The 23,224-nt window shown below is 43.3% G+C and carries 23 protein-coding genes; 20 read left to right on the top strand and 3 right to left on the bottom strand.

Annotated features, from left to right (window positions below):
* Nucleotides 1-55 precede the first annotated feature (55 nt).
* From DFO73_RS05270 to ftsZ, 4 genes are all read left to right on the top strand, one after another.
* Nucleotides 56-913 (top strand): F0F1 ATP synthase subunit gamma, encoded by an 858-nt coding sequence (locus tag DFO73_RS05270; RefSeq protein WP_110063733.1) that lies wholly within the window; start codon nucleotides 56-58, stop codon nucleotides 911-913.
* Nucleotides 914-980: 67 nt separating this feature from the next.
* Entirely contained in the window at nucleotides 981-2,402 is a 1,422-nt protein-coding gene (gene atpD, locus DFO73_RS05275; RefSeq protein ID WP_110063734.1) for a F0F1 ATP synthase subunit beta, read from the top strand.
* A gap of 22 nt (nucleotides 2,403-2,424) precedes the next feature.
* Nucleotides 2,425-2,832 (top strand): F0F1 ATP synthase subunit epsilon, encoded by a 408-nt coding sequence (locus DFO73_RS05280; RefSeq protein ID WP_110063735.1) that lies wholly within the window; start codon nucleotides 2,425-2,427, stop codon nucleotides 2,830-2,832.
* A gap of 428 nt (nucleotides 2,833-3,260) precedes the next feature.
* Nucleotides 3,261-4,457 carry a cell division protein FtsZ gene (ftsZ, locus tag DFO73_RS05285; RefSeq protein WP_110063736.1) on the top strand — a complete coding sequence of 399 codons (1,197 nt, stop codon included), beginning with the start codon at nucleotides 3,261-3,263 and terminating at the stop codon, nucleotides 4,455-4,457.
* Nucleotides 4,458-4,639: 182 nt separating this feature from the next.
* Here ftsZ and DFO73_RS05290 read toward each other — a convergent pair whose 3' ends face one another.
* Nucleotides 4,640-4,834, bottom strand: coding sequence for a hypothetical protein (locus DFO73_RS05290; RefSeq protein WP_110063737.1), 195 nt, complete (start codon nucleotides 4,832-4,834; stop codon nucleotides 4,640-4,642).
* Between the two features lie 224 nt (nucleotides 4,835-5,058).
* On the opposite strand from DFO73_RS05290, the gene DFO73_RS28975 reads away from it, so the two are divergent.
* The gene (locus tag DFO73_RS28975) at nucleotides 5,059-5,295 is read left to right on the top strand and encodes a hypothetical protein (RefSeq protein ID WP_110063738.1); all 237 of its coding nucleotides are present in this window, start codon (nucleotides 5,059-5,061) and stop codon (nucleotides 5,293-5,295) included.
* An 83-nt stretch (nucleotides 5,296-5,378) separates the two neighbouring features.
* Here the strand turns inward: DFO73_RS28975 and DFO73_RS05300 are convergent, their stop codons facing one another.
* Entirely contained in the window at nucleotides 5,379-6,104 is a 726-nt protein-coding gene (locus tag DFO73_RS05300) for a LysM peptidoglycan-binding and 3D domain-containing protein (RefSeq protein WP_110063739.1), read from the bottom strand.
* A gap of 660 nt (nucleotides 6,105-6,764) precedes the next feature.
* Between DFO73_RS05300 and DFO73_RS05305 the strand changes: the two genes are divergently transcribed.
* Nucleotides 6,765-6,986, top strand: coding sequence for a hypothetical protein (locus DFO73_RS05305; RefSeq protein WP_110063740.1), 222 nt, complete (start codon nucleotides 6,765-6,767; stop codon nucleotides 6,984-6,986).
* A 71-nt stretch (nucleotides 6,987-7,057) separates the two neighbouring features.
* On the opposite strand, the gene DFO73_RS05310 is transcribed toward DFO73_RS05305, so the two are convergent.
* Nucleotides 7,058-8,779: a S8 family serine peptidase gene (locus tag DFO73_RS05310; protein WP_110063741.1), complete on the bottom strand. Its 1,722-nt coding sequence runs from the start codon at nucleotides 8,777-8,779 to the stop codon at nucleotides 7,058-7,060.
* 760 nt (nucleotides 8,780-9,539) lie between these two features.
* Between DFO73_RS05310 and DFO73_RS05315 the strand changes: the two genes are divergently transcribed.
* From DFO73_RS05315 to murA, 14 genes are all read left to right on the top strand, one after another.
* Nucleotides 9,540-9,914 (top strand): NADH-quinone oxidoreductase subunit A, encoded by a 375-nt coding sequence (locus DFO73_RS05315; protein WP_110063742.1) that lies wholly within the window; start codon nucleotides 9,540-9,542, stop codon nucleotides 9,912-9,914.
* On the top strand, nucleotides 9,905-10,417 hold the full coding sequence (locus DFO73_RS05320; protein WP_110063743.1) for a NuoB/complex I 20 kDa subunit family protein: 513 nt from the start codon (nucleotides 9,905-9,907) through the stop codon (nucleotides 10,415-10,417). The genes DFO73_RS05315 and DFO73_RS05320 overlap by 10 nt, the downstream gene beginning before the upstream one ends.
* Before the next feature lie 3 nt (nucleotides 10,418-10,420).
* A complete protein-coding gene (locus DFO73_RS05325) occupies nucleotides 10,421-11,680 on the top strand; it encodes an NADH-quinone oxidoreductase subunit C (RefSeq protein ID WP_110063744.1) in 1,260 nt (419 codons plus the stop codon).
* A 3-nt stretch (nucleotides 11,681-11,683) separates the two neighbouring features.
* Nucleotides 11,684-12,784, top strand: coding sequence for an NADH-quinone oxidoreductase subunit D (locus DFO73_RS05330; RefSeq protein ID WP_110063745.1), 1,101 nt, complete (start codon nucleotides 11,684-11,686; stop codon nucleotides 12,782-12,784).
* Entirely contained in the window at nucleotides 12,784-13,794 is a 1,011-nt protein-coding gene (gene nuoH, locus DFO73_RS05335; protein WP_110063746.1) for an NADH-quinone oxidoreductase subunit NuoH, read from the top strand. Before DFO73_RS05330 ends, nuoH begins: the two co-directional genes overlap by 1 nt.
* A gap of 79 nt (nucleotides 13,795-13,873) precedes the next feature.
* The gene (gene nuoI / locus DFO73_RS05340; protein WP_110063747.1) at nucleotides 13,874-14,293 is read left to right on the top strand and encodes an NADH-quinone oxidoreductase subunit NuoI; all 420 of its coding nucleotides are present in this window, start codon (nucleotides 13,874-13,876) and stop codon (nucleotides 14,291-14,293) included.
* A complete protein-coding gene (locus DFO73_RS05345; RefSeq protein WP_110063748.1) occupies nucleotides 14,290-14,811 on the top strand; it encodes an NADH-quinone oxidoreductase subunit J in 522 nt (173 codons plus the stop codon). The genes nuoI and DFO73_RS05345 overlap by 4 nt, the downstream gene beginning before the upstream one ends.
* Nucleotides 14,808-15,122, top strand: coding sequence for an NADH-quinone oxidoreductase subunit NuoK (nuoK, locus tag DFO73_RS05350; protein ID WP_110063749.1), 315 nt, complete (start codon nucleotides 14,808-14,810; stop codon nucleotides 15,120-15,122). The genes DFO73_RS05345 and nuoK overlap by 4 nt, the downstream gene beginning before the upstream one ends.
* A gap of 176 nt (nucleotides 15,123-15,298) precedes the next feature.
* Nucleotides 15,299-17,167, top strand: coding sequence for an NADH-quinone oxidoreductase subunit L (nuoL, locus tag DFO73_RS05355; RefSeq protein WP_110063750.1), 1,869 nt, complete (start codon nucleotides 15,299-15,301; stop codon nucleotides 17,165-17,167).
* Nucleotides 17,164-18,681, top strand: a complete 1,518-nt coding sequence (locus tag DFO73_RS05360) for an NADH-quinone oxidoreductase subunit M (protein WP_110063751.1) — start codon at nucleotides 17,164-17,166, stop codon at nucleotides 18,679-18,681. The genes nuoL and DFO73_RS05360 overlap by 4 nt, the downstream gene beginning before the upstream one ends.
* A 6-nt stretch (nucleotides 18,682-18,687) precedes the next feature.
* Nucleotides 18,688-20,202, top strand: coding sequence for an NADH-quinone oxidoreductase subunit NuoN (nuoN, locus tag DFO73_RS05365; RefSeq protein ID WP_110063752.1), 1,515 nt, complete (start codon nucleotides 18,688-18,690; stop codon nucleotides 20,200-20,202).
* Between the two features lie 325 nt (nucleotides 20,203-20,527).
* Nucleotides 20,528-20,779, top strand: coding sequence for a DUF1146 family protein (locus DFO73_RS05375; RefSeq protein ID WP_110063754.1), 252 nt, complete (start codon nucleotides 20,528-20,530; stop codon nucleotides 20,777-20,779).
* 239 nt (nucleotides 20,780-21,018) lie between these two features.
* Nucleotides 21,019-21,762, top strand: coding sequence for a YwmB family TATA-box binding protein (locus DFO73_RS05380; RefSeq protein WP_110063755.1), 744 nt, complete (start codon nucleotides 21,019-21,021; stop codon nucleotides 21,760-21,762).
* Nucleotides 21,763-21,795: 33 nt separating this feature from the next.
* On the top strand, nucleotides 21,796-23,109 hold the full coding sequence (gene murA / locus DFO73_RS05385; protein ID WP_110063756.1) for a UDP-N-acetylglucosamine 1-carboxyvinyltransferase: 1,314 nt from the start codon (nucleotides 21,796-21,798) through the stop codon (nucleotides 23,107-23,109).
* Nucleotides 23,110-23,224: the final 115 nt, after the last annotated feature.

Consider the following 23,224-nt stretch of genomic DNA (forward strand, 5'->3'; position numbering starts at 1 on the left):
CATCCAGGCACCTCAGTTCGGTTCTGACAAACTTGTATAAGGGTGGTGAGAACCTGTGGCATCATTACGCGATATAAAAAATCGTATTACTTCTACTAAGAAAACGAGTCAAATAACGAAAGCGATGCAAATGGTATCGGCAGCGAAAATGAATAAGGCAGAAATGAATGCAAAATCATTCGTGCCTTACATGGAAAAAATCCAAGAAGTTACTGCCTCCATCGCGTTGGGAAGCAAGGATGTATCGCATCCAATGCTGACTAGCCGCCCTGTGAAAAAGACTGGATACCTTGTTATCACGTCTGACCGCGGACTTGCCGGAGCTTACAACAGTAACGTTTTGCGAAATGTTTACCAGACGATTCAAAAGCGCCATAAATCATCTGATGAGTACGCAATCATTGCAATCGGACGTGTTGGCCGCGACTTTTTCAGAAAGCGTAATATGAACGTCATTCTGGATATCGTTGCAGTTGCCGACCAGCCTGCATTCGCTGAAATCAAAGATATTGCCAGCAAAACAGTTGGCATGTTCGCTGATGAAACATTTGATGAATTATATATGTATTACAGCCATTATGTCAGCGCGATTCAACAGGATGTAACAGAGAAGAAGCTTCTTCCGCTTACGGATATCTCATCTTCTAAAAAGCTTACATCGTATGAGTTTGAACCATCTGCTGAAGAAATCCTGAAAGTATTGCTGCCTCAATATGCTGAAAGCTTAATCTACGGAGCGCTTTTAGACAGTAAGGCAAGTGAGCATGCTGCAAGGATGACGGCTATGCAGAACGCAACGGATAACGCAAAAGAGCTTATCAACACACTAAGCTTGAGCTATAACCGTGCACGTCAGGCAGCCATTACGCAAGAAATTACCGAAATCGTCGGCGGAGCAGCCGCGTTAGAATAATGAAAAGCGGAGAGGGCAGGTGATTTCTGCCTGTTCTCCATTATGTGAAATGAACGGAGGGAAAAAGATGAACAAAGGACGCGTTCTTCAAGTTATGGGTCCGGTTGTTGACGTAAAGTTCGAAAGCGGCCAGCTTCCTGAGATCTATAATGCTTTGACAATCACAAATTCAGCGCGTAACGAATCTAATGTTGACATCAACTTAACCCTTGAAGTTGCCCTTCATTTAGGTGATGATACAGTTCGTACCATTGCAATGTCTTCTACTGACGGCTTAATGCGCGGAAGTGAAGTTATTGACACTGGTGCTCCTATTTCTGTACCAGTAGGTGATGTAACACTTGGCCGTGTATTCAACGTGCTTGGTGAATCAATCGACTTGGATCCTGCAATTCCTGCAGATGCACGTCGCGATTCTATCCACAGAGAAGCTCCAAAGTTTGAGCAGCTTTCAACTGAAGTAGAAATTCTTGAAACTGGAATTAAGGTAGTAGACCTTCTTGCACCATATATCAAGGGTGGTAAAATCGGTCTATTCGGTGGTGCCGGCGTTGGTAAAACCGTATTAATCCAGGAATTAATCAATAACATCGCCCAGGAGCACGGCGGTATTTCCGTATTCGCCGGTGTAGGTGAGCGTACTCGTGAAGGAAACGACCTTTATCATGAAATGACAGATTCAGGCGTTATCAAGAAAACAGCGATGGTATTCGGCCAGATGAATGAGCCGCCGGGAGCACGTATGCGCGTTGCTTTGACTGGTTTGACAATGGCTGAATTCTTCCGTGATGACCAAGGACAGGACGTTCTTTTCTTCATGGATAACATTTTCCGTTTCACACAGGCAGGTTCCGAGGTTTCCGCGCTATTAGGCCGTATGCCTTCTGCCGTTGGTTACCAGCCGACACTTGCTACTGAAATGGGTAAATTACAGGAACGTATCACATCTACTAACGTAGGTTCTGTTACTTCCATCCAGGCGATTTACGTACCAGCCGATGACTATACTGACCCGGCTCCGGCTACAACTTTCGCTCACTTGGATGCAACAACTAACCTTGAGCGTAAGCTTTCTGAGATGGGTATCTACCCAGCGGTGGATCCTCTTGCTTCTACTTCCCGTGCCCTGTCACCGGAAATCGTTGGAGAAGAGCACTACGCAGTTGCGCGTCAAGTACAGCAAACATTACAGCGTTATAGAGAATTACAGGATATCATCGCGATCCTTGGTATGGACGAGCTTTCTGACGAAGATAAGCTAGTTGTATCCCGTGCGCGCCGTATCCAATTCTTCTTATCACAAAACTTCCACGTTGCTGAACAGTTTACTGGCCAGCCAGGTTCATACGTACCGGTTAAAGAAACAGTTAAAGGCTTTAAAGAAATTCTTGAAGGTAAGTATGACCACCTTCCGGAAGATGCATTCCGACTTGTCGGCCGAATCGAAGAAGTTATCGAGAGTGCAAAGAAAATGGGCGTAGAGGTCTAATTCTGGACCAGGAGGGTAAAAAATGAAGACGATTAAAGTCAGTGTTGTTACTCCCGATGGCCCGGTGTATGAATCAGATGTGGAAATGGTAAGTACGAAAGCTCAAAGCGGTGAGCTAGGAATTCTACCTGGCCACATTCCAATGGTTGCACCGTTACAAATTGGAGCCGTTCGTTTAAAAAACGGCGGAAAAACAGATTTCGTTGCAGTAAGCGGCGGATTTTTAGAAGTTCGTCCGGAGCAAGTAACGATCTTAGCGCAATCTGCTGAACAAGCAGATGAAATCGATGTAGAACGTGCTGTACGTGCTAAACAGCGTGCAGAAGAGCGCCTGAACGAGCAAAAGCGTGAAAACATCGACTTCCGACGTGCAGAGCTAGCTCTTCGCCGTGCGATCAATCGTATCGAAGTTTCGGAAAGAAAGTTCTAATAAACATCATTAACACCCTTGGCTAAGGCTGGGGGTGTTTTATTATTTGCATTATTTACCAGTCTCTTTTTGAAAAAAACTGCTCAAAAATTAGACAAAACATTCGAATTCTTTAATATACGCCTTTACAATAGAAGAGAGTAATCCTATTAAGGTTACTCTCTTTTTTAAAATCGGGTATGTTGATTTTGCACGTTGATTGGAGTAGAAGGCATGAGACCTTCGAAAAGCATTCGTATTTTCTTCGTGCGGTGTTTGGTCGAGGATGCTTATTCAAAGTCCTGCGGGAAATGCTAGTCAAAGGGAGACCCTGCTCGTCGAAGGGCTCTCGGACCGTCCGCGTTTGCTGAGTGCCTAGAACGGAAATCAACAGGTAAGTTTAACAGAGCCTTAAAATGTAATTTAATTAAGGAAAAGGAGGAGCCGCAATGCTAGAGTTTGATACAAATATAGACCAATACGCTACGATAAAAGTCATCGGAGTCGGCGGAGGGGGAAATAACGCAGTTAACCGGATGATTGAACATGGGGTTGAGGGAGTAGAGTTTATCGCTGTAAATACAGATGGACAAGCTCTGAATCAATCAAAGGCAGAAGTGACAATGCAAATCGGAGCATCCTTAACAAGGGGCCTGGGAGCAGGGGCGAATCCTGAAGTAGGCAGAAAAGCGGCGGAGGAAAGCGAAAGCCAGCTGCGAGAAGTTTTAAAAGGTGCTGATATGGTATTCGTGACAGCTGGAATGGGTGGCGGTACTGGAACTGGGGCAGCCCCGGCGATTGCGCGTATCGCACGCGAAGTGGGTGCGTTAACAATTGGCGTGGTAACTCGCCCGTTCAAGTTTGAAGGACGCAAGCGTGCTCAAAATGCAGATGCTGGCATCGAAGCCATGAAAAAAGCGGTGGATACCTTAATTATTATTCCTAATGACCGTTTATTGGAAATTATCGATAAGAAAACACCTATGCTTGAAGCGTTCATGGAAGCGGATAATGTTCTGCGCCAGGGTGTCCAAGGCATTTCCGATTTAATTGCTGTACCTGGTTTGATTAATCTCGATTTTGCTGATGTTAAAACAGTCATGTCCCATAAAGGAACTGCTTTAATGGGAATTGGAATCGCCACTGGTGAAGACCGCGCAGCTGAAGCAGCCAGGAAAGCAATCTCCAGCCCGCTGCTTGAAACGTCCATCAATGGCGCTCGTGGTGTCATCATGAACATTACGGGTGGAGCCAATATAAGCCTATATGAAGTACAAGAGGCTGCTGATATAGTCGCTTCTGCTTCAGATGAGGAAGTAAACATGATTTTTGGTTCGGTCATTAACGATTACTTAAAAGAAGAAATCATTGTTACGGTTATTGCGACCGGTTTTAATAATCAAGAAGACTCACCAGCTAAGCCAAGTTCAAAACCATCTGCGGAGAAAGAATTAGTTCATACATATCAGTATTCAGAGGAACAAAGTAACCGGCGTAGTGTGAGGGAACGTCGAGAGCCTGTTCAAGATTATGAGCAGCGGCCGGATCGTCGAGAACCTGTTCAAGATTATGAGCAGCAGACGGATCGTTCAGAAGAATCACTTGATACTCCGGCATTTTTACGAAATCGCAGAAAACGGTTTTAATATATTAGAAGAGGGCCGCCCAAGAGAGTAGGGCGGCTTTTTTTTAGGTTCTTGCGGTTTTCTGGTGGCGGGATAAGTCCTGGTTGATATGTTGGTGGTTGGGTGGTTGATGATCAAAAAGGGGAGAAACCATTGATATATCAAGGTTTATTAAGAAAGGACAGGCATGCGCCTGTCCCTTTTTAATGATGATGGCTATTTATTTCATTTAAAGTAACCTGATCCAAGTTTTTATGCACGTTGATTAGCTTTTTAAGAAGGCACATAAATTTTTGTTTATCTTCAAACGGAGTCAGGTCGAGTTCTCTCTTTAACTCATTGCTTTTCTTAACAAGCTCTTCAATTTTTTGAATAACTGGGCAGTTGTTTTTAGTCATGTGTAGTCTCCTAATATAAGCTCTTGGTTTAACTGTACCACGAAAATCAATTTCAAAGGAAACAGGCATGTTTCATTTATATTAAAAACTGACTGGCTATTTAACTAATTTAACTATTCTGTTAAAAATGTCGGATTTTGTTGAAACTCCATACATAGAGTCATATATTATCAACATGTGCTTTTTAATAGACAAGGTGAAAAAGAAACCAGGGGGTGAAATCCTTGTCGACTGTTTTGTTTGGAACTGTGGAATACTATGAAAGAGAATTAACTTACTATTTTTCTAATATTGCTATGTGCAATTCCATGAAGGAAAATGCAACTAAGAAGATATTTATTATGCTTGAAACTGAAATATTCAATGTGTTTTTGTTCGACGAAACCATACGGAAAAAATGTTTGCTTAACCTTTTAAAAGCGTTTGGCAAGATATCTCATAAGAAATTTATAACATCTTAGAAGAGCTCATCTTAACGATGATAAACAGAGTTTTGCTTAACAAAGAGGCCGCTGCTGAGAGCGGCCTCTTTCCTTTATAATATTTAATTTAAAATCGTGACCTTAACATCTTTTCTTCCAAATTCCATAGCAGCTTCTGTTGTTGGGATAAATACGTCAATCTCATTTCCTTTAATTCCTCCGCCAATATCTTCAGCAGTAGCATAACCATAGCCTTCAACATACACTTTTGATCCTAGCGGAATAACGTTCGGATCAACTGCAATTACTTTCGCATCGGGGTTTTCTAATAAATTTACACCTGTCTTGGTAATTCCAATACATCCTTCACAGCTGGCCGTATAAGCGGTTGCTGTGACAGTAAGGGATTTAGATTTTTCAGCGGCAGGCTGAACCGTGTTAGCCGATTTTACGACTGTTTTGGCAGGAGCTGCTGCTTTTGCCTGACCTGCTGCATTTCTATAGATAATCAGCTCTAAGCCTGGTCTAATAAGATCTGAGCTTAATTGATTCCATGATTTAAGACTTTGAACATTAACACCGTATGTATGGGCGATATTCCAGAGAGTATCACCAGACTTCACTATGTAAAATTCTTCAGGCGAAACTTCAAGTTTATCATTTGGGTGAATAAGATTTGTTGATAAGCCATTCCAATTTTTAATATCTTGAACTGAAACTTCATGTTTTTGTGCTATAGACCAAAGAGTATCTCCCTTATTAACAACTACTTCTTCTGCTTGTACACTGGCACCTGCTGCACTCCAGATGGTTATTGCCGCTAGCATATAATACAAATACTTTTTCATCGAATAACCTCCTAATAGCTTGTTTTACGGTTTCTATGCTAACACAGAAGATTCTGAGAAAAAGAACAGGGAAGTTATAATTAAATTACGGACATTTCAGTAAGATAACGAGAAAGTGTCTAAATGAGTGAATATTCAGAATAAATAATTGCAATGGATTAGTTTATTTACAATAATAGTCATATTCGAACCTTTTAATGGTTTAATTGGATATTATTTAAAATTACTCGTGGAACTGAGGGGATTATTGGATGTTTTAAATTAGGGCTACAGCGCTTTTTTCAAACCTTGTTAGATCGGGAAGTTACACATAAATCTTAAAAAGTGGTTCATAAATTTGGAAAGTTAATTCATAAAAATGAAAAGTGGCACAAAAGTGAAGGAAAGTGGTTCATAAATTTTAAAAGTTGCACATAAAGGGCCGCTGGAGAGATTTAAAGTGTAATTTGGACTTAGATTATATGTGAATATGGGTTTATTTAGTTGGTTATTCGTTTTTTGTTACATATTTCAGGGTATGTCTGGCATAATTCAGAGCTTAATCAACATTTGGATCTGCTTTTATATACATTAGAAATTATGCATTTATATTTATTGGAGAATTGAGGAAGTATATAGAGGTTGGCAATGATATTAATGGTTATGAAGGGATGAAGTTTTGTGAAGAATTTTCGTTTTTTACTTAGTGATCAGTTTCAGGCTAATGAGATAGCGGAGGATTTACAGGTTCAGCTGGAGATTAATCGTTTTAATCATGTGAAGGTTACAGCGGTTGAGCAGAGAAATGAGGTTCTTGTTCAGGTACCTGAAGCGAATGGATCGCTGGAAGAAGCGGTGGAGAGTTTTATGAGGAATTATCAGGATGGGGAGGTTTTGGAGTAGAGGGGATTTTTAGAAGCAAAAAAGGGGAGCGGCTAAGTTAGTCGCTCTCCTTTTTCTATAGCTGTATCAAATTACTTTAGTATTTTTTCTACTATATAAGTACCCTGATAGTTTTCAAGTGTGTTTAGATAACCTACTACATCTACTGTATAGGTTCCTTGTTCGATATCAGGGATAACTGTTTCTTCATAAGTAGAAAGTGCTTTCCCGGATGAACCGACAAGGGTACCGGCAGAGTCTCTTACTTCCATATCCAAGTCATTTGCTGCGAGTGCCCAGTCAATTCGAACGGTAAGACTGACTGTTCCTTTGTCTACGGCAATGTCTTTATAATCGTGTGAGGCCATGCCAGCGTCAGAAGCGCCCAATCCAATTGTTCCATCCCAATTATATTCTGTGGTGTATGTGTCGTATGTTTTTCCAGTTTTATTATCTCGGTACTTTCCAATGTTAACATTGATGTTTTGTGCTGCTTCGACTGCATTATAGGCGTTGACATAGCCGGACCCTGTTTCATGATATTGATAGTTTTCCATTGGATCGGCTGTTTGCGTTAGAAGTTCAAGTGCCATGTCGGGCGTTAGGTTTGCTTGGGCCTCTTTCATCAGAGCTATGACTCCGGAAATATGCGGAGTTGCCATACTTGTTCCGCTGGAAGTTGTGTAGTAAGGCAGGTACGCAGGTTCGATATAGGTTGCATCTGTTACAGTTCCGAGTGCGTTCATTACTGAGCCTGTTGAAGCACGGGTTGCTACGATATCTACGCCAGGTGCAGTGATATCAGGATGCAGGTATTCATCTCCTGGTACACCGCGGGATGAGAAGTCAGCAAGTGCTTTGTCTTTTGTGCCTGCTGCTACACTGATTACCCAGGGAGCTGCAGAGTAAGGGTTAAGGGTATTGTCGTCGGGTCCTTCATTTCCTGCAGCAAATACGACTGTCATGCCGGCGTCATGGGCTTTTTTCGATGCAATGTTGATAGGGTGGTTTGGAGAGTATTCTCCTGTTGAGCCCCAACTGTTGCTGATGACATTGATTCCGTATTTTTCCTGGTTGGCAAGGACGTAGTCAAATGCTTCGAGTGACCACAGAATATTGATTCCTTCACCAACACCAAGTCCAACCAGTTTTGCGTCAGGCGCTACTCCTTTATAAAGGCTGTCGCTTGCTGCACCACTGCCGGCTATGGTTCCAGCCACGTGTGTTCCGTGTCCGGAGGTTGTGTCCGTGTTTGTGACATTTTCAAGGTAAAGGCTGCTTCCTCCGAATATGCTGTCGCCAACTAAAAATTTCACATTTTGGATGACTTTTTCGCCGAATTTAAGATCCTGGTGGGTTGCGTCAATGCCGCTATCTATGATGGCTACAGTTACGCCTTTGCCGGTATAGCCAAGGTCGTTCCAGACAGATTCAACTCCGATTAATTTTCTGCTGTCTTTCATAAGGTATTGAAGGTCTTCATTTAAGTAGATGGATAGGATGTTGTTGGTGGCTGAGCTGAGAAGGGTGTTGATCATGGGAAGGCTGCCTTTGACTGTAATCATCGGTAAGTTAGTGTATGTTTTGGTTTCAAATCCGATTGTTTGCAAGAGTTGTATGTCTATTAATTGCGGTTGGTCTTTGTAGGTTATGATGGCTTCTGTATTTGTGTTGTTTAGCGGGTTTTCCAGCAGTTCTTGCAGTTTTGGATCGAGTTCAATGGATAGCAGGTCTGCTTTTGGACTGGACATGGATGATGAGAAGATGAGTCCAAAGATTAATAGGAATAGAGTTGTGATGCGTAAGGTTTTCATTTCATTCCTCCCGATTGTTAAGAATTTTCCAACGATTTGATTATACCCGAGATGAGAAACGGATAAACGGGACTTTTGGTGGGTTTTTAGGAGGTTTATTTTGTTGAGGAAGTTTTTTAAGAGGGAGACCTTCGGTCTTTTGTGTAATAGGTCTATGATCTTTTTAGGATGGGTTGTAAAAGTGGGTGGGTGTTACATTTCTCACTGACAGAGGTTGTTTTTTGTTTTTAAATGGTATGTGGAAAGGCTCTTTTGTGAAAGTTCAATCGAATTTGATGGATATTGTGGCGGTGCAAACTCATATATTCTATTGATGAATGCAGGCAAGCTATGTGTGTTAGGCACGTCATCTTCCGCTGCGCTCCAGATCACGTGCACTTCTGGGGTTTTGCTCCCCCGATTGGGGAGGGTTCGCTTTTGCGTCATCTCCTGAGGTGTTTCGAGGGTGTTTTTTCAGGGAGATCACGCAATCGCTCAGGGGAGGGGAACGTGTCGACAACGAAGTTTCTGCTTTTGAAAATTCTCTCTCTGCGAGCCGCTGGCGCGTCTCTGGATTCAGCAGGCTGAATCCCCGCCGAACAAAGCTTTTTCCGCTTTTTGAGAGCGAGCTCTCAACGCCTGCAAAATCTTTGTTCGGCGGCCGAGAGAATTTCCAATAATAGTATGAGGTTGTGTCGACACGTTGGTTTTAGGGTGCTATAATGGTTACGGTTACATGTTTAAATGTTGTGAAAATTTTTCGGCATTGGAGGGGATGGACATGGAGCTTTGGAATTTATATCAAAATAACTATTTGATAGTTTTTGTGTTTCTGTGTCTTGGGGTTTTACTGCCTGTTGTGGCGTTGTTTATAGGGAAGCTTTTGCGGCCTTATAATCCTTATGATGCAAAGTACACCATTTATGAGAGCGGAAATGAACCATTTCATGATTCCAGGGTGCGGTTCAATGTCCGCTATTATATTTTTGCCCTTATGTTTGTCATTTTTGATGTAGAGACTGTGTTTTTATATCCATGGGCAGTGGCGTATGAGAAGCTTGGTATTTTTGCACTAATTGAGATGTTGATTTTTGTGTTTATGCTTGTAATTGGGCTTGTATATGCTTGGAAGAAGAAGGTGCTAAAATGGATTTAAAAATGGAAAACATCCCAGAAGCGGAAATGGAAGAGATTAAAAGGACTGTATTTTTTTCTACATTTGAACAAATAAAGGCTTGGGCGCGGAGTAATTCATTATGGCCAATGACCTTCGGGCTTGCTTGTTGTGCCATCGAAATGATGCAGGCGAGTAATGCTCATTATGATTTGGAGCGTTTCGGCACTTTTTACCGTAACTCGCCACGACAATCGGATGTAATGATTGTTTCGGGAACTGTTACGAAGAAGATGGCGCCGATTCTTCGCCGTCTTTATGATCAAATGCCGGAGCCAAAATGGGTTATCGCCATGGGTTCTTGTGCGACAGCTGGGGGACCTTATGTAAAGTCCTATTCAGTTGTAAAGGGCGTCGATCAGATTGTTCCTGTTGATGTGTACATACCAGGTTGCCCTCCGAATCCGGCAGCTTTAATTTATGGAATTAATAAATTGAGGGAGAAAATCCGTTACGAGGCTAAGACTGGGAAGAAGGTGATCTAACCTATGAGCGGTGAGAAGGATCTTGAACAGCAGAAAAAAGAGGCAGCCGCGAAAGCAAAGGCCGCCGCACTGGCAAAAATGAAAGCAAAACAGCAGGGAGAAGCGAAAGAAGAGTCTCCAGCAGAGGATATGGATTTGGCAAAGCAAAAAGCAGCAGCCGCCGCAAAAGCGAAGGCCGCCGCACTGGCAAAGCAGAAGGCAAAAGAACAGGGAGAAGCGAAAGAAGAGTCTCCAGCGGAGGATATGGATCTGGCAAAGCAAAAAGCAGCAGCCGCTGCAAAAGCGAAGGCCGCCGCACTGGCAAAACAGAAAGCAAAAGAGCAGGGAGAAGCAAAAGAAGAATCCCCGGCCGAAGATTTGGATATAGCAAAGCAAAAGGCAGCAGCTGCAGCAAAAGCGAAAGCGGCGGCAGCAGCGAAGGCCAAGGCCGCAGCACAGGCGAAGCAGGCGGGCGAAGCCGGTGATGGTGATAATGAAAAGGCGAAGGCAATCGCAGCTGCAAAAGCAAAGGCAGCAGCCGCAGCGAAGGCAAAAGCAGCCGCACAGGCGAAGCAAGCAGGCGGAGCCGGTGGAGATGACGAAAAAGCGAAAGCGATCGCAGCCGCGAAAGCGAAAGCGGCAGCTGCAGCAAAAGCAAAATTAGCGGCAGGCGGAGCTGGCGCGGATGATGAAAAAGCGAAGGCGATTGCAGCAGCAAAAGCGAAGGCCGCCGCAGCAGCCGCAGCGAAAGCCAAAGCAGCTGGAGGAAAGGCTGATGCTGAACCTGCCGAGGAGAAGAAGCCATCCGTCAATCAGCCATATCTGGATAAGTATGTAAAAGTAATTAATGAAAATCTCGGTCCAGATGTATTGGAAGATTACTATATTAACAATCTTTCCAAGGACGTACCGACATTAATCGTGAAGGCTGATTCCTATTATAAATTGGCTGAATTCCTTAAATATAATGAACAGCTTGGGTTTGATTACTTATCCGAGCTGCATGGAACAGACTACGAAACACATATGGAAGTGTATGTTCACTTATTCTCATTTAAAAACAGCCAATCTGTTGCTTTAAAAGTAAAGATTGATCGTGATGAACCAACAATCGATTCATTGCAGCCGCTTTGGGAAGGGGCAAATTGGCCTGAATGCGAAGCATATGATTTGTTAGGGATTAAATTTAAAAATCATCCCAACCTGCACCGCATCATGCTTGGCGAAGAATGGGTTGGTTATCCGCTAAGGAAAGACTATGAACCGTATGATGTGGAGGTGTAACCATTGTTGCGAACAGAAGAAATGCTTTTGAACGTAGGGCCTCAGCATCCTAGTACGCACGGTGTTTTTCGTCTCGTCTTAAAAATTGATGGGGAAATCATTAAAGAAGCAAAGCCGGTGATTGGCTACCTTCATCGCGGAACAGAAAAGCTGGCAGAAGACCTTCAATATACTCAAATCATTCCTTACACAGACCGGATGGACTATGTATCGGCTATGACAAATAACTATGTGCTTTGCCACGCAGTTGAAACAATGATGGATATTAAAGTTCCGGAAAGAGCGGAATATTTGCGCGTCATTGCCATGGAGCTCGGCCGTGTAGCAAGCCATCTGGTTTGGTGGGGTACATACTTGCTTGACCTTGGGGCAACAAGCCCGCTCCTTTACGCATTCCGTGAAAGAGAAATGATCATTAACATGCTTAATGAGCTTTCGGGTGCACGTTTGACCTTCAACTATATGCGTGTTGGCGGAGTTAAATGGGATGCTCCGGAAGGATGGATTGAGAAGGTAGCAGAGTTTATTCCATATATGCGTGAGCAATTGAAAGGCTACCATACTCTTGTTACAGGAAACGAAATCTTCTTGAATCGTGTAAAAGGCATAGGGAAATACACGAAGGAAGATGCAATTAACTACTCTCTTAGCGGAGCAAACCTTCGCTGTACCGGCGTAAAATGGGATCTTCGCAAAAATGAGCCGTATTCCATTTATGATCGCTTCGATTTTGATGTTCCTGTTCAGGATGGCGGAGACGCATGGGCGCGCTATCAGGTTCGCCTGGCTGAAATCGAGGAGTCATTAAAAATATTAGAGCAGGCTTGCGAGCAGTTTCCGGCTGAAGGCGATATCCTTGCAAAAGTGCCGAAAATCATTAAGGCGCCTAAAGGGGAAGCTTTTGTAAGAATCGAGTCTCCACGAGGGGAAATTGGCTGCTATATTTCAAGTGATGGAAAGAAAGAGCCATATCGCCTGAAATTTAGAAGGCCATCATTTTATAATCTTCAAATTCTCCCAAAATTATTGGAGGGAGAAAGCATAGCAAACTTAATTTCCATACTAGGAGCAGTTGATATTATCCTAGGGGAGGTGGATGGCTAATGGTAGAGGAGTTATTGCATTCCCAGGCAGGAATATTTAACTTTGGGGTCTTCTTTTTACTGGCGGTTGTTCTGCTTTTAGTCGTTTTAGGTTTCGTTACGTATGCCATATTGGCGGAACGTAAAGTAATGGGTTTTATGCAGCTTCGCCAGGGTCCTAACCAGGTAGGCGGACGCTGGGGATTATTGCAGACTGTCGCAGACGTTTTGAAGCTTTTAGTAAAAGAGGATACGATTCCAAAGCTTGCTGATAAGCCATTATTTATTATTGCACCTGTAATCGGTTTTGCTCCAGCCTTTATGGTTATGGCAACCATCCCGTTTACGGATAAGCTGCAATTTGCAGATCTTAGTGTAGGGCTGCTTTATTATATTGCCATCTCAGGATTGACTACGATTGGAATGGTGACGGGCGGATGGGCATCCAATAACAAATACGCCCTTCTCGGCGGAATGCGTGCAGCAGCACAGATGATTTCCTATGAAATCCCGCTAGTCATGTCCGTGCTTGGAATCATTCTTTTAACGGGAAGCTTAAACTTGAATGAGATTGTCGCAGCTCAGGAGAATGTATGGTTTATCCTGCTTCAGCCGGTTGCATTCATTGTGTTCCTGATTGCATCAGTTGCAGAGTTAAACCGTATTCCATTTGACCTTCCTGAGTCCGAAAATGAACTGGTAGCCGGTTTCACGACAGAATATTCAGGGTTCCGCTGGGCAATGTTTATGCTTGCAGAATATGTATATATGTTTGCAATGGCGTCATTAACAACGGTTCTATTCCTTGGCGGATGGCTTCCGTTATTCTCATTCCTGGACTTCATTCCAGGCGCTGTATGGTTTGCGTTAAAATTTACAGCGGTGATCTTTTTATTAATCTGGTTCCGCAGTACGTTCCCGCGTATCAGGGCTGACCAGTTAATGGAGTTTGGCTGGAAAGTACTATTGCCAGTAGCGCTGGCCAATATTTTCTTAACGGCTATTATCAAAGAAGTTATGAATCTGTTCTAAAAAACTCTAATTTGCAGGAAGAATTCTTGATCAAGATACACACTGAAAGAAGTTCACTTTAATTGTAAGGGGTGAAAACATGCTTGGTTTAGCGAAAGGTTTAAAGTATACCCTTAAAAACTTAACAAGAGAAAAGCCGACTTATGAATATCCGCATGAACCGCTTCCATTGCCGGACCGTTTTCGGGGCATACAAAAATTTTATCCGGAAAAATGCATCGTTTGTAATCAGTGTGCAAACATTTGCCCGACAGATTGTATTCAATTAACCGGAAAAAAACACCCGGATCCAGCGAAAAAAGGCAAGATTATTGATACGTATGACATCAACTTTGAAATATGTATTCTTTGCGATTTGTGCACAGAGGTTTGCCCGACAGAAGCCATTATTATGACAAATAACTTCGAATTGTCGGAGTACAGCCGCGATGAGCTGTTTAAAAACCTCGAATGGCTGGATGAAAATGATGAGAATATACGGAAGGTGAATAAAGCATGACGTTTTCAGGTGAGTTTTTAGCGTTTATGTCCCTTGCTTTAGTAGCGGTCATCGGCGGCGTGCTTTTATTGAACCTTACCAAAGTCGTGCATATGGTCGTCGCGCTTGTTTTTACCTTCGTGAGTATCGCCGGAATTTATGTGCTGCTGTCTGCTGAATTCGTTGCAGCTGTCCAGATTCTGATTTATTCCGGTGCGATTACCATTATCATGCTATTTGGAATCATGCTGACACGCCATAATGACACAAGCGAGCCTCAAACAGGCCGCTGGCGGAAATTATTATTGTTTCTGGGGGTGCTGGGCTTTGCCTTTGCGGTTTACATCGGCATTTATAACCTGGATATTGCCCAAACACCAACTGACCTTCATGTAAATAATACAGAACAAATTGGGATAGAACTTTACTCAAAATTCATCATACCTTTTGAAGTAACATCCGTTTTATTATTGGTAGCTTTGATTGGTTCGATCGTTCTGGCTAAAAGAGATGATGAGAAGGAGGCGGAGGAGGAATGAGTGCAGTTCCCATTCAAGCCTACCTGGCATTGGCTTTGATTCTTTTCTGTATCGGTCTTTATGGAGCGTTAACAAAACGCAATACAGTCATTGTCCTGATTTCTATCGAATTAATGCTGAATGCGGTAAATATTAATCTTGTAGCTTTTAGCAAATATGGCATTGCGCCTTCTATTACCGGGCAGATTTTTGCCCTGTTTGTCATAACGGTTGCTGCAGCAGAAGCCGCAGTTGGTTTAGCGATTTTGATTGCGCTTTATCGCAACAGGCAAACCGTCAACATTGATGAGATGGATACGATGAAACATTAATCAGTAGACTTTGTGAGAAATGCCGTCTAAAGCGGCTAAAAATATAGAAAGAATAGGCTCGATGCCCATCTTAAGGCTGAGCCTGAAAGGACCTGTTCATTTCGGGTCCCAATCTGACACGCCGGCAACTCGGACTGCCAAGCTTTTGGGCGTGTTCAAAAAAGGGGATTGTGATAATGATGGAGAATGCATGGATCATACCGCTTTTCCCGCTTTTATCGTTTTTGTTCCTTATTCTATTCGGCAAACGGCTTAAGGAAGCGAGCGCTTATATTGGAATTTTGTTAACCTTGGCGTCGCTTGTATACTCGTTATTGGTGCTTTTTGAACGATTTACAGCACCTACTTACAAGGCAGAAGGCGTTTGGCTGACCATAGGGGATGTTCAGTTAACAGCGGGTTTTGAAGTTAATCAGTTAAATGCACTGATGCTTGTGATCGTGTCACTCGTCAGTTTCTTGGTACATACGTATTCGAAGGGCTATATGAACGGCGATGACCGTTTCCCTGTTTTCTATGCTTATTTAGGGTTATTTACATTTGCAATGTTAGGCCTGGTCATCTCGCCCAATCTTCTTCAAACGTATTTCTTCTGGGAGCTTGTCGGGCTTGGTTCATTCTTGCTGATCGGTTTCTATTTTTACAAAGAAGAAGCAAAGGCAGCTGCCAAAAAGGCATTTATTATGACCCGTATTGGCGATGTCGGCCTTCTGATTGGAATGATTCTATTATTCTGGCAGGTTGGCAGCTTCGAATATGATGAAATTTTTGCAGCTGTTGAGGCTGGTTCCATTTCAGCCACGATGATCACATTAACAGCCATTCTAATTTTTATAGGAGCTGTCGGAAAGTCTGGCCAGTTCCCGCTTCACACCTGGCTTCCGGACGCGATGGAAGGTCCGACGCCGGTTTCAGCATTAATCCATGCTGCGACAATGGTAGCAGCAGGTGTTTACTTGGTGGCGGCATTATTCCCACTTTTCACGGCAAGTGAAACAGCATTAATGACTGTAGCCATAATTGGTGCTTTCACAGCCATTTTTGCGGCAAGTATTGGCTTGGTACAGAAAGATATTAAACGGGTACTTGCTTATTCAACAGTCAGCCAGCTGGGTTACATGATGCTGGCGCTTGGTTCTGCCGGATATGTTGCAGGCGTGTTCCACCTAATGACACACGCTTTCTTTAAGGCATTGCTATTTTTAGCAGCCGGAAGTGTCATTCACGCAGTTCATACGCAAAACATTGAACATATGGGAGGATTATGGAAAAAGCTACGCATTACAGGTCCGCTTTTCCTGATTGGGACACTGGCTATCAGCGGTGTGCCATTATTCTCAGGGTTCTTCAGTAAAGATGAAATCTTAATTGCCGCCTGGGCTCACGGAAACACAGTTCTGTTCTGGCTGGCGGTGATTGCCGCTTTCTTCACGGCATTTTATATGTTCCGGCTGTTCTTCATGGTTTTTGCAGGCGAAGCGAGAAGCGATATGAAAAAGGTCCACGAGTCGCCAAGTGTAATGACCATGCCGATGGTCGTGCTCGGCTTATTGGCGATTGTGGCCGGTTATGTAAATACTCCATGGTTCGGCACGTTCCTTGGAGATTGGCTAGTAGAAGGAAACCATTCATTGGGCCATGGCCACATTGAGGGTCCGGCTTGGATCATGGTTGTGGCTACAGTTGTGTCCCTGCTCGGTATTTTCCTTGCTTGGCTTATGTACGGCAAGCGCTCGGTATCCCGTGACTGGCTCACAAGCAGAGCACCGCTTACGTACAAGACTTTGTATAACAAATACTACATCGATGAATTTTATCAGCTGACAGCTGTTAAGGGGACGAAATTCTTCAGCTCATTCCTTCGATTCCTGGAAGTATTCCTCGTTGAAGGAATTGTTAAGGGTATTGCAGGCATCGCGTCGGCCCTGGGCAAATTGGGCTCCAAATTCCAGAATGGCCAGATTCAGACATATGGAACAATGGCATTTGTCGGCCTTGCTATTTTAGTTGTCATCTATGCGGTAACAGGGGGGTACTTAAAATGAATTTTGCCTATTTCCTATCAATTTTAGTTTTCTCCCCTTTGCTTGGTATTTTAGTATTATCATTCCTGCCAAAGACACAGGAATCTTTGATAAAAATGGTCGGGTTTTTGGCAACCCTGCCGGCTCTGCTTTTGGCGCTGATCGCTTATTTTCAGTACCGGGCGGGCGCAAATCTTGAAAGACTAAATGAAAAGGTAAGCTGGATTCAATTCGGCAATTCCGAACAGCTGGGAAACTTGTTCTCCATCGATTATGAGCTGGGGCTTGATGGCTTCTCGCTGATCATGATCGTGCTGACAGCTGTTTTATCAACACTTGCAGCAATTGCCTCCATTCATATTAAGAAAGAGTGGAAGGGGTATTTCATGCTATTCCTGCTGCTTGAAGTCGGGATGCTTGGTGTGTTTGCAGCCGAAAACCTGATTCTATTCTTTATTTTCTTTGAGATTACCCTTATTCCGACCTTCTTCCTGATCGGAAAATGGGGTTACTTTGAAAAAGAAAATGCGGCGTACAGCTTTTTAATCTATAACGGACTTGGATCTGCTGTACTATTGATTGTCATAATGGTGCTGTTTGCCCGTACAGGCACAGCCAATATTGATGCTTTGATGGCTGCAATGAATGCAGATAATCCCCAGCTGGTAGCGCAAATCTCTGAAGATATGAAAATGGGCATGCTGATTGCTCTTTTAATTGCATTTGGCGTTAAGCTTCCCATTTTTCCGCTGCATAGCTGGATGGTACGGGTTCACGTACAAGCTCCGCCTTCCATTGTTATGCTGCATGCAGGAGTGCTTCTTAAAATCGGTGCATACGGTTTAATCCGCTTCGGTATGGGGATATTTCCCGAGCAATTCCAAAGCCTGGCTGTATTGCTGGCCGTGCTTGGAGTAGTGAATTTACTATACGGAGCCTTCCTGGCATTCGTTCAGACAGATTTTAAAATGGTACTCGCATACTCTTCTATTTCCCACATGGGAATCGTTTTAATCGGATTAGGCGCATTAAATGAGGCAGGAATTCAAGGTGCTATTTTCCAGGTAGTATCGCACGGCTTAATTGCAGCTCTCTTATTCTTCCTTGTTGGGGTGTTTTATGAGCGGGTCCAAACCTCCAATATCCAAAATCTTGGGGGCTTGGCAAAAGGGATGCCGATTACGGCAGGCTTCCTGCTTGCAGGGGCAATGGCTTCGCTTGGCTTGCCTGGCATGTCCGGATTCGTAAGTGAATTTATGGCTTTCCTTGGCCTATTCAAAGAAATGCCAGTACTGGCTGCAGTCGGTACAATCGGTATTATTATGACAGCCGTTTACCTGCTTCGTGCAGTACTCGGAATTACGTACGGCAAAGCGCATAGAGATTTTGCAGGAATTACCGATATGAGGAAGTTTGAGTTTGTGCCTGTCCTGGTTTTAGTGGGTTTGATTGTACTCATTGGTGTTTACCCAAGTGTACTGAGCGAACCGCTGACATCCACACTTGAAACGATAATGCTTGGGATAGGAGGGTGATGAAGGATGGATCTCGAAACATTGTTATCATATGAATGGAGCATCATGGCGCCGGAGTTCATCATCCTTGGTGTTGCAACCGCTCTTTCACTTTTAGACTTGTTTATGCCCAAATCGCAAAGCCGCAAAACACTTGGCTGGGTCGGCTTCGCCGGAATCCTGGCAGCGCTTGTTTCACTGCTGGGCCTTTTAGGACACGGAACAGAATCGATTTTGCTTGATACTTTCAGGCTGGATTCCTTTGCAAAAGCCTTTAAGCTGCTGTTATTAATAGGAGCGGCTATGGTGATGCTGATTGCGATCAGCTACGAGCCAAACGATGGGCTGGAAGAATTCAGGGGTGAATTCTTCTACCTGTTCATGGCAGGTTTGCTTGGCGCCATGATCATGTCATCAAGCGGCGATTTAATCACGCTGTTTGTCGGTCTAGAGCTTCTTTCGATCTCTTCCTACATTCTGGCAGGAATGAGAAAAAGAAATATCCAATCGAACGAATCAGCAATGAAATATGTTATTAACGGCAGTATGGCAACGGCGATCACGTTGTTTGGAATGAGTTATGTTTATGGTTTAACAGGATCTACAAATTTAAAGGCAATGGCCGGATTTTTGACATCTGTATTTGATGAACAGCATATTTACCTTCTCGGCCTTGCGTTCTTTATGATTGTTGTTGGACTTTCATTTAAATTGGCAACAGCCCCGTTCCATATGTGGGCTCCGGATGTGTACCAGGGTGCACCAACACCGGTAACAGCCTTTTTAAGTGTCGTTTCCAAAACAGCAGGGTTTGTCCTGATTGTTCGGATTCTGTTTTCAATCTTTGCCAATACGCCATCAGGGGATGCTCAAGGGATGCCAATGATCCTGACATTGCAGGATTACATCGCGTTTCTGGCAGGAGCGACCATGATTATTGGTAACCTGATTGCTTTAAGGCAGCGCAATATAAAGAGGTTATTCGCCTATTCAAGTATTGCCCAGGCCGGCTACCTGTTAGTCATCATTGCTACCATGTCGCTGTTTATGTTCGACACACTTTGGTTCTATTTGGGAGCTTACTTGTTCATGAACCTGGGAGCCTTTGCGATTATCCAGTATGTGACACACAAATCGGGCTCTGAAGATATCAGCCAGTTTGCGGGCTTATACCGCCGCGCTCCATTCCTTGCGATTGCAATGGCCATCTTCCTGCTATCGCTGGCGGGAATACCGGGAACAGCAGGGTTTATTGGAAAGCTGAACATTTTTATGGGTGCATTGGTTCCGCAAGAGGGCCATTATGTACTGGTTTCCATTATGATTGCCACTACAGTAGTTTCGTACTTCTACTACTTCGGCGTCATGGTTCAAATGTTCTTCAGGCCTGCAGCTGATACCCAAAAAGTAAGGCTTCCTGCAGCTTTAACTGCTGTGATCAGCATCAGTATTGTGGCTACCATTCTGTTTGGAGTCGCACCAAACATTGCATTTGATTTCCTTCAGGGAAATTTCAATCAGTTCACTGATTTCTTTCAGTAATTAGCTTTTTAAAATAAGGATTTTAAAAGGCTAAAGAACAATGGGGTTTAACAGGGATATATATATGGAGAAGGGGATATTCCCCTTCTTTTTTGTTTACCTCCATCCAATACCTATTTACGTTTACGCAGTCTTTTCTTCGTGTTTTTTCGACAAAAGAAAAAGGTTCGCTATAATAGAAAATGTAAACTGCAAAAATTAGCGAAAACTTAATTTTCAAAAAATATCCAATCATGAAACTTACCTGCTAGTATTAACGTCAAATGGTAATGTAGCACACAAAACAGGTAAGCAAGGTGGTAAGACTTTAAAGGGAGGGAAGACGATGGTTTCAGGTTTCGGGCAACAGGCTTTGATTAGCATTATGTCTCATTTGGTGTTCATTGCATTGGCCTGGTGGGCTCTTCAGGCATTGCGGTTTGAAACGCTTTTGCGGCCGAATCATGTTTTTCAGGCTCGTGTATTGTATGTATTGTTATCCATAGTCATCGGATCGACAGTCAGCAATTTCTTTCTCGATTATCTTTTATGGTCTCAGCAGCTGCCGCTTATTCTGCAAAACATAAATTTTTTATAAATATAGGTCTTCATACATGTTTTCAATTTGAAGTTTTTTAAGTAAAATCGTTTTGTTGCTTGTTTCATGCGTACATACGTTATTGTGAAATTATTTTCAAAGTATGCGTTAAACGGTAATCAAAAGGCCTGCAAAACATGTGATTAAGCTTATTTTTGGTTTGTCAAAAAGTGACGACAATTCCCAAGTATGCTCCTCAATTCCTTGGTAACAATGGTACTAAGGGGAGGGGTTTATATATGAAAAATTTAGCAATATTCTTATCAATTATTGGGTTAATTGGTTTCATGTTGATAAACATTGGGAATAAGACGACTGTAGCCAAAGGGGAGCTTGACCTGTTAACACTGGCCTCAGGAATGCAGGGCGAGAATATTTTAATCAAAGAATGGTCTTTACATGCAAGAGAAAAAATGGGAAATTTTCAAAGCCTTCAGGAAGTAGAAGCATTCACAGATGAATTACAGCAGAAATATCCTGATTGGGAGTGGAGATTTCAAACAACGGAAAAGTCCTGGGAAGCAACAGCTGTTATAGAGGAAAGCGAAACACAGTCAGAGACTGTCAAAATTCTATCGACCCCCACAAAAGGTCAAGTTCAAACGTATGTAATTTATGAGGCCAAAGGTCAAGGGTGGGAGAAAGAACAGCAGAGTCTGGCTACAACTCTCAATAGCAAAATTTCTGACATTTTTCGAGGAAATGCCACAATTTTCTCTTGTATCCAGGGCGAATTCAATGATAAGATTAAAAAGTCTTTGCCTGATACTGTAAATCAGTTATTGGCTGCTTTTAATGCAAAAGAAATAGAAGCGCTAAAAGAAGACCAATTCATTTCAACATCAGCATATTCGCCACTGCTTGGTGAATCAATTGAGACGAATGGCAAGGAAATGAACATGCAGCTTGGATTACGGACAAAAGGAATGGGCGCCAAGACAAACATAGTTATTGGCACACCCATCATAACGATTGAATATTAATATAGAGAAATTGGACGCGGAGGGGAATACACTTTGGATAAAATCATCGTCCGCGGCGGAAATAGGTTAAGCGGTACTGTCAAAGTAGAAGGAGCAAAAAACGCTGTCTTACCGGTTATCGCCGCAACACTGTTAGCAAGTGATGGCAAAAGCGTAATTCGTGATGTCCCAACACTCTCCGATGTATATACTATTAATGAAGTATTACGCTATTTAAACGCCGAAGTGGAGTTTGAAAATAATACAGTAATCGTAAATGCATCTCGAGAGTTGAAGGTAGAAGCACCTTTTGAATATGTACGCAAAATGCGTGCTTCAGTTTTAGTCATGGGATCTTTATTAGCAAGAAACGGCCGTGCTCGTGTAGCATTGCCAGGGGGCTGCGCAATCGGTTCCCGCCCAATCGACCAGCATTTAAAAGGCTTCGAAGCGATGGGTGCGAAAGTAAAGGTTGGCAATGGCTTTATTGAAGCGGAAGCACCAGAAGGCCGCTTGCATGGAGCAAAAATATATCTAGATTTCCCTAGCGTAGGTGCTACGGAAAATATTATGATGGCTGCAACATTAGCCAAAGGTACAACCATTTTGGAAAACGTGGCAAAGGAACCTGAGATTGTTGACTTGGCTAACTTCCTGAATAAAATGGGTGCCAAAGTTAAAGGGGCAGGAACTGGAACCATCCGCATTGAAGGTGTTGATGTTCTGTTTGGCGCAGACCATAACATCATTCCTGACCGCATTGAAGCTGGAACTTTCATGGTGGCAGCGGCCATTACAGGCGGAGACGTCCTTGTAAAAGGCGCTGTGCCGGAGCATTCCACTTCTCTAATTGCGAAGATGGAAGAAATGGGTGTTACGTTTGTTGAAGAAGCTGAAGGAATCCGTGTACTGGGCCCAGATAAGCTGAAGGCTGTTGATATTAAAACAATGCCTCACCCAGGGTTCCCGACAGATATGCAATCACAAATGATGGCCTTATTGCTTCACGCACAAGGAACAAGTGTGATTACGGAAACAGTATTTGAAAACCGCTTCATGCATGTGGAAGAATTCCGCCGCATGAACGCTGAGATTAAAATCGAAGGACGTTCTGTGATCATGAACGGACCAAGCAACCTGCAGGGAGCAGAAGTTGCCGCTACAGACCTTCGTGCAGCTGCCGCTCTAATCCTGACTGGATTGGTTGCAGACGGCGTAACGCGCGTAACAGAGCTTAAGCATCTTGACCGTGGATACGTCAACTTCCACGAGAAACTTGCTGCACTTGGCGCTGATATCGAACGTATTACAGAAGTGGAAGAAACGCCAGCTAAAGATAACAGCTACGTTTCTGACATGAACGCATAAGAAATGCCAATCAAGGCGACCTTTGAAGAGTCGCTATAAAATAGTCGCCTTGCGTGCATTCCTACCAGAAACCGCAGAATCGAGCTGTCAGAGGTCTGACAAATCGATTCTGCGG

The sequence above is a fragment of the Cytobacillus oceanisediminis genome (assembly GCF_003182355.1).
In the GTDB taxonomy this organism is placed as follows: domain Bacteria; phylum Bacillota; class Bacilli; order Bacillales; family Cytobacillaceae; genus Cytobacillus; species Cytobacillus oceanisediminis_A.

Excerpts from the sequence above, each read along its gene's own strand:
- ftsZ (WP_110063736.1), top strand. The coding sequence starts at position 3,261 with ATGCTAGAGTTTGATACAAATATAGACCAATACGCTACGATAAAAGTC.
- DFO73_RS05315 (WP_110063742.1), top strand. The coding sequence starts at position 9,540 with ATGGAGCTTTGGAATTTATATCAAAATAACTATTTGATAGTTTTTGTG.
- DFO73_RS05345 (WP_110063748.1), top strand. The coding sequence starts at position 14,290 with ATGACGTTTTCAGGTGAGTTTTTAGCGTTTATGTCCCTTGCTTTAGTA.
- nuoK (WP_110063749.1), top strand. The coding sequence starts at position 14,808 with ATGAGTGCAGTTCCCATTCAAGCCTACCTGGCATTGGCTTTGATTCTT.
- nuoN (WP_110063752.1), top strand. The coding sequence starts at position 18,688 with ATGGATCTCGAAACATTGTTATCATATGAATGGAGCATCATGGCGCCG.
- atpD (WP_110063734.1), top strand. The coding sequence starts at position 981 with ATGAACAAAGGACGCGTTCTTCAAGTTATGGGTCCGGTTGTTGACGTA.
- DFO73_RS05290 (WP_110063737.1), bottom strand. The coding sequence starts at position 4,834 with ATGACTAAAAACAACTGCCCAGTTATTCAAAAAATTGAAGAGCTTGTT.
- DFO73_RS05325 (WP_110063744.1), top strand. The coding sequence starts at position 10,421 with ATGAGCGGTGAGAAGGATCTTGAACAGCAGAAAAAAGAGGCAGCCGCG.
- DFO73_RS05375 (WP_110063754.1), top strand. The coding sequence starts at position 20,528 with ATGGTTTCAGGTTTCGGGCAACAGGCTTTGATTAGCATTATGTCTCAT.
- DFO73_RS05300 (WP_110063739.1), bottom strand. The coding sequence starts at position 6,104 with ATGAAAAAGTATTTGTATTATATGCTAGCGGCAATAACCATCTGGAGT.
- DFO73_RS05320 (WP_110063743.1), top strand. The coding sequence starts at position 9,905 with ATGGATTTAAAAATGGAAAACATCCCAGAAGCGGAAATGGAAGAGATT.
- DFO73_RS05310 (WP_110063741.1), bottom strand. The coding sequence starts at position 8,779 with ATGAAAACCTTACGCATCACAACTCTATTCCTATTAATCTTTGGACTC.
- nuoH (WP_110063746.1), top strand. The coding sequence starts at position 12,784 with ATGGTAGAGGAGTTATTGCATTCCCAGGCAGGAATATTTAACTTTGGG.
- nuoL (WP_110063750.1), top strand. The coding sequence starts at position 15,299 with ATGATGGAGAATGCATGGATCATACCGCTTTTCCCGCTTTTATCGTTT.
- DFO73_RS05380 (WP_110063755.1), top strand. The coding sequence starts at position 21,019 with ATGAAAAATTTAGCAATATTCTTATCAATTATTGGGTTAATTGGTTTC.
- nuoI (WP_110063747.1), top strand. The coding sequence starts at position 13,874 with ATGCTTGGTTTAGCGAAAGGTTTAAAGTATACCCTTAAAAACTTAACA.
- DFO73_RS05280 (WP_110063735.1), top strand. The coding sequence starts at position 2,425 with ATGAAGACGATTAAAGTCAGTGTTGTTACTCCCGATGGCCCGGTGTAT.
- DFO73_RS05360 (WP_110063751.1), top strand. The coding sequence starts at position 17,164 with ATGAATTTTGCCTATTTCCTATCAATTTTAGTTTTCTCCCCTTTGCTT.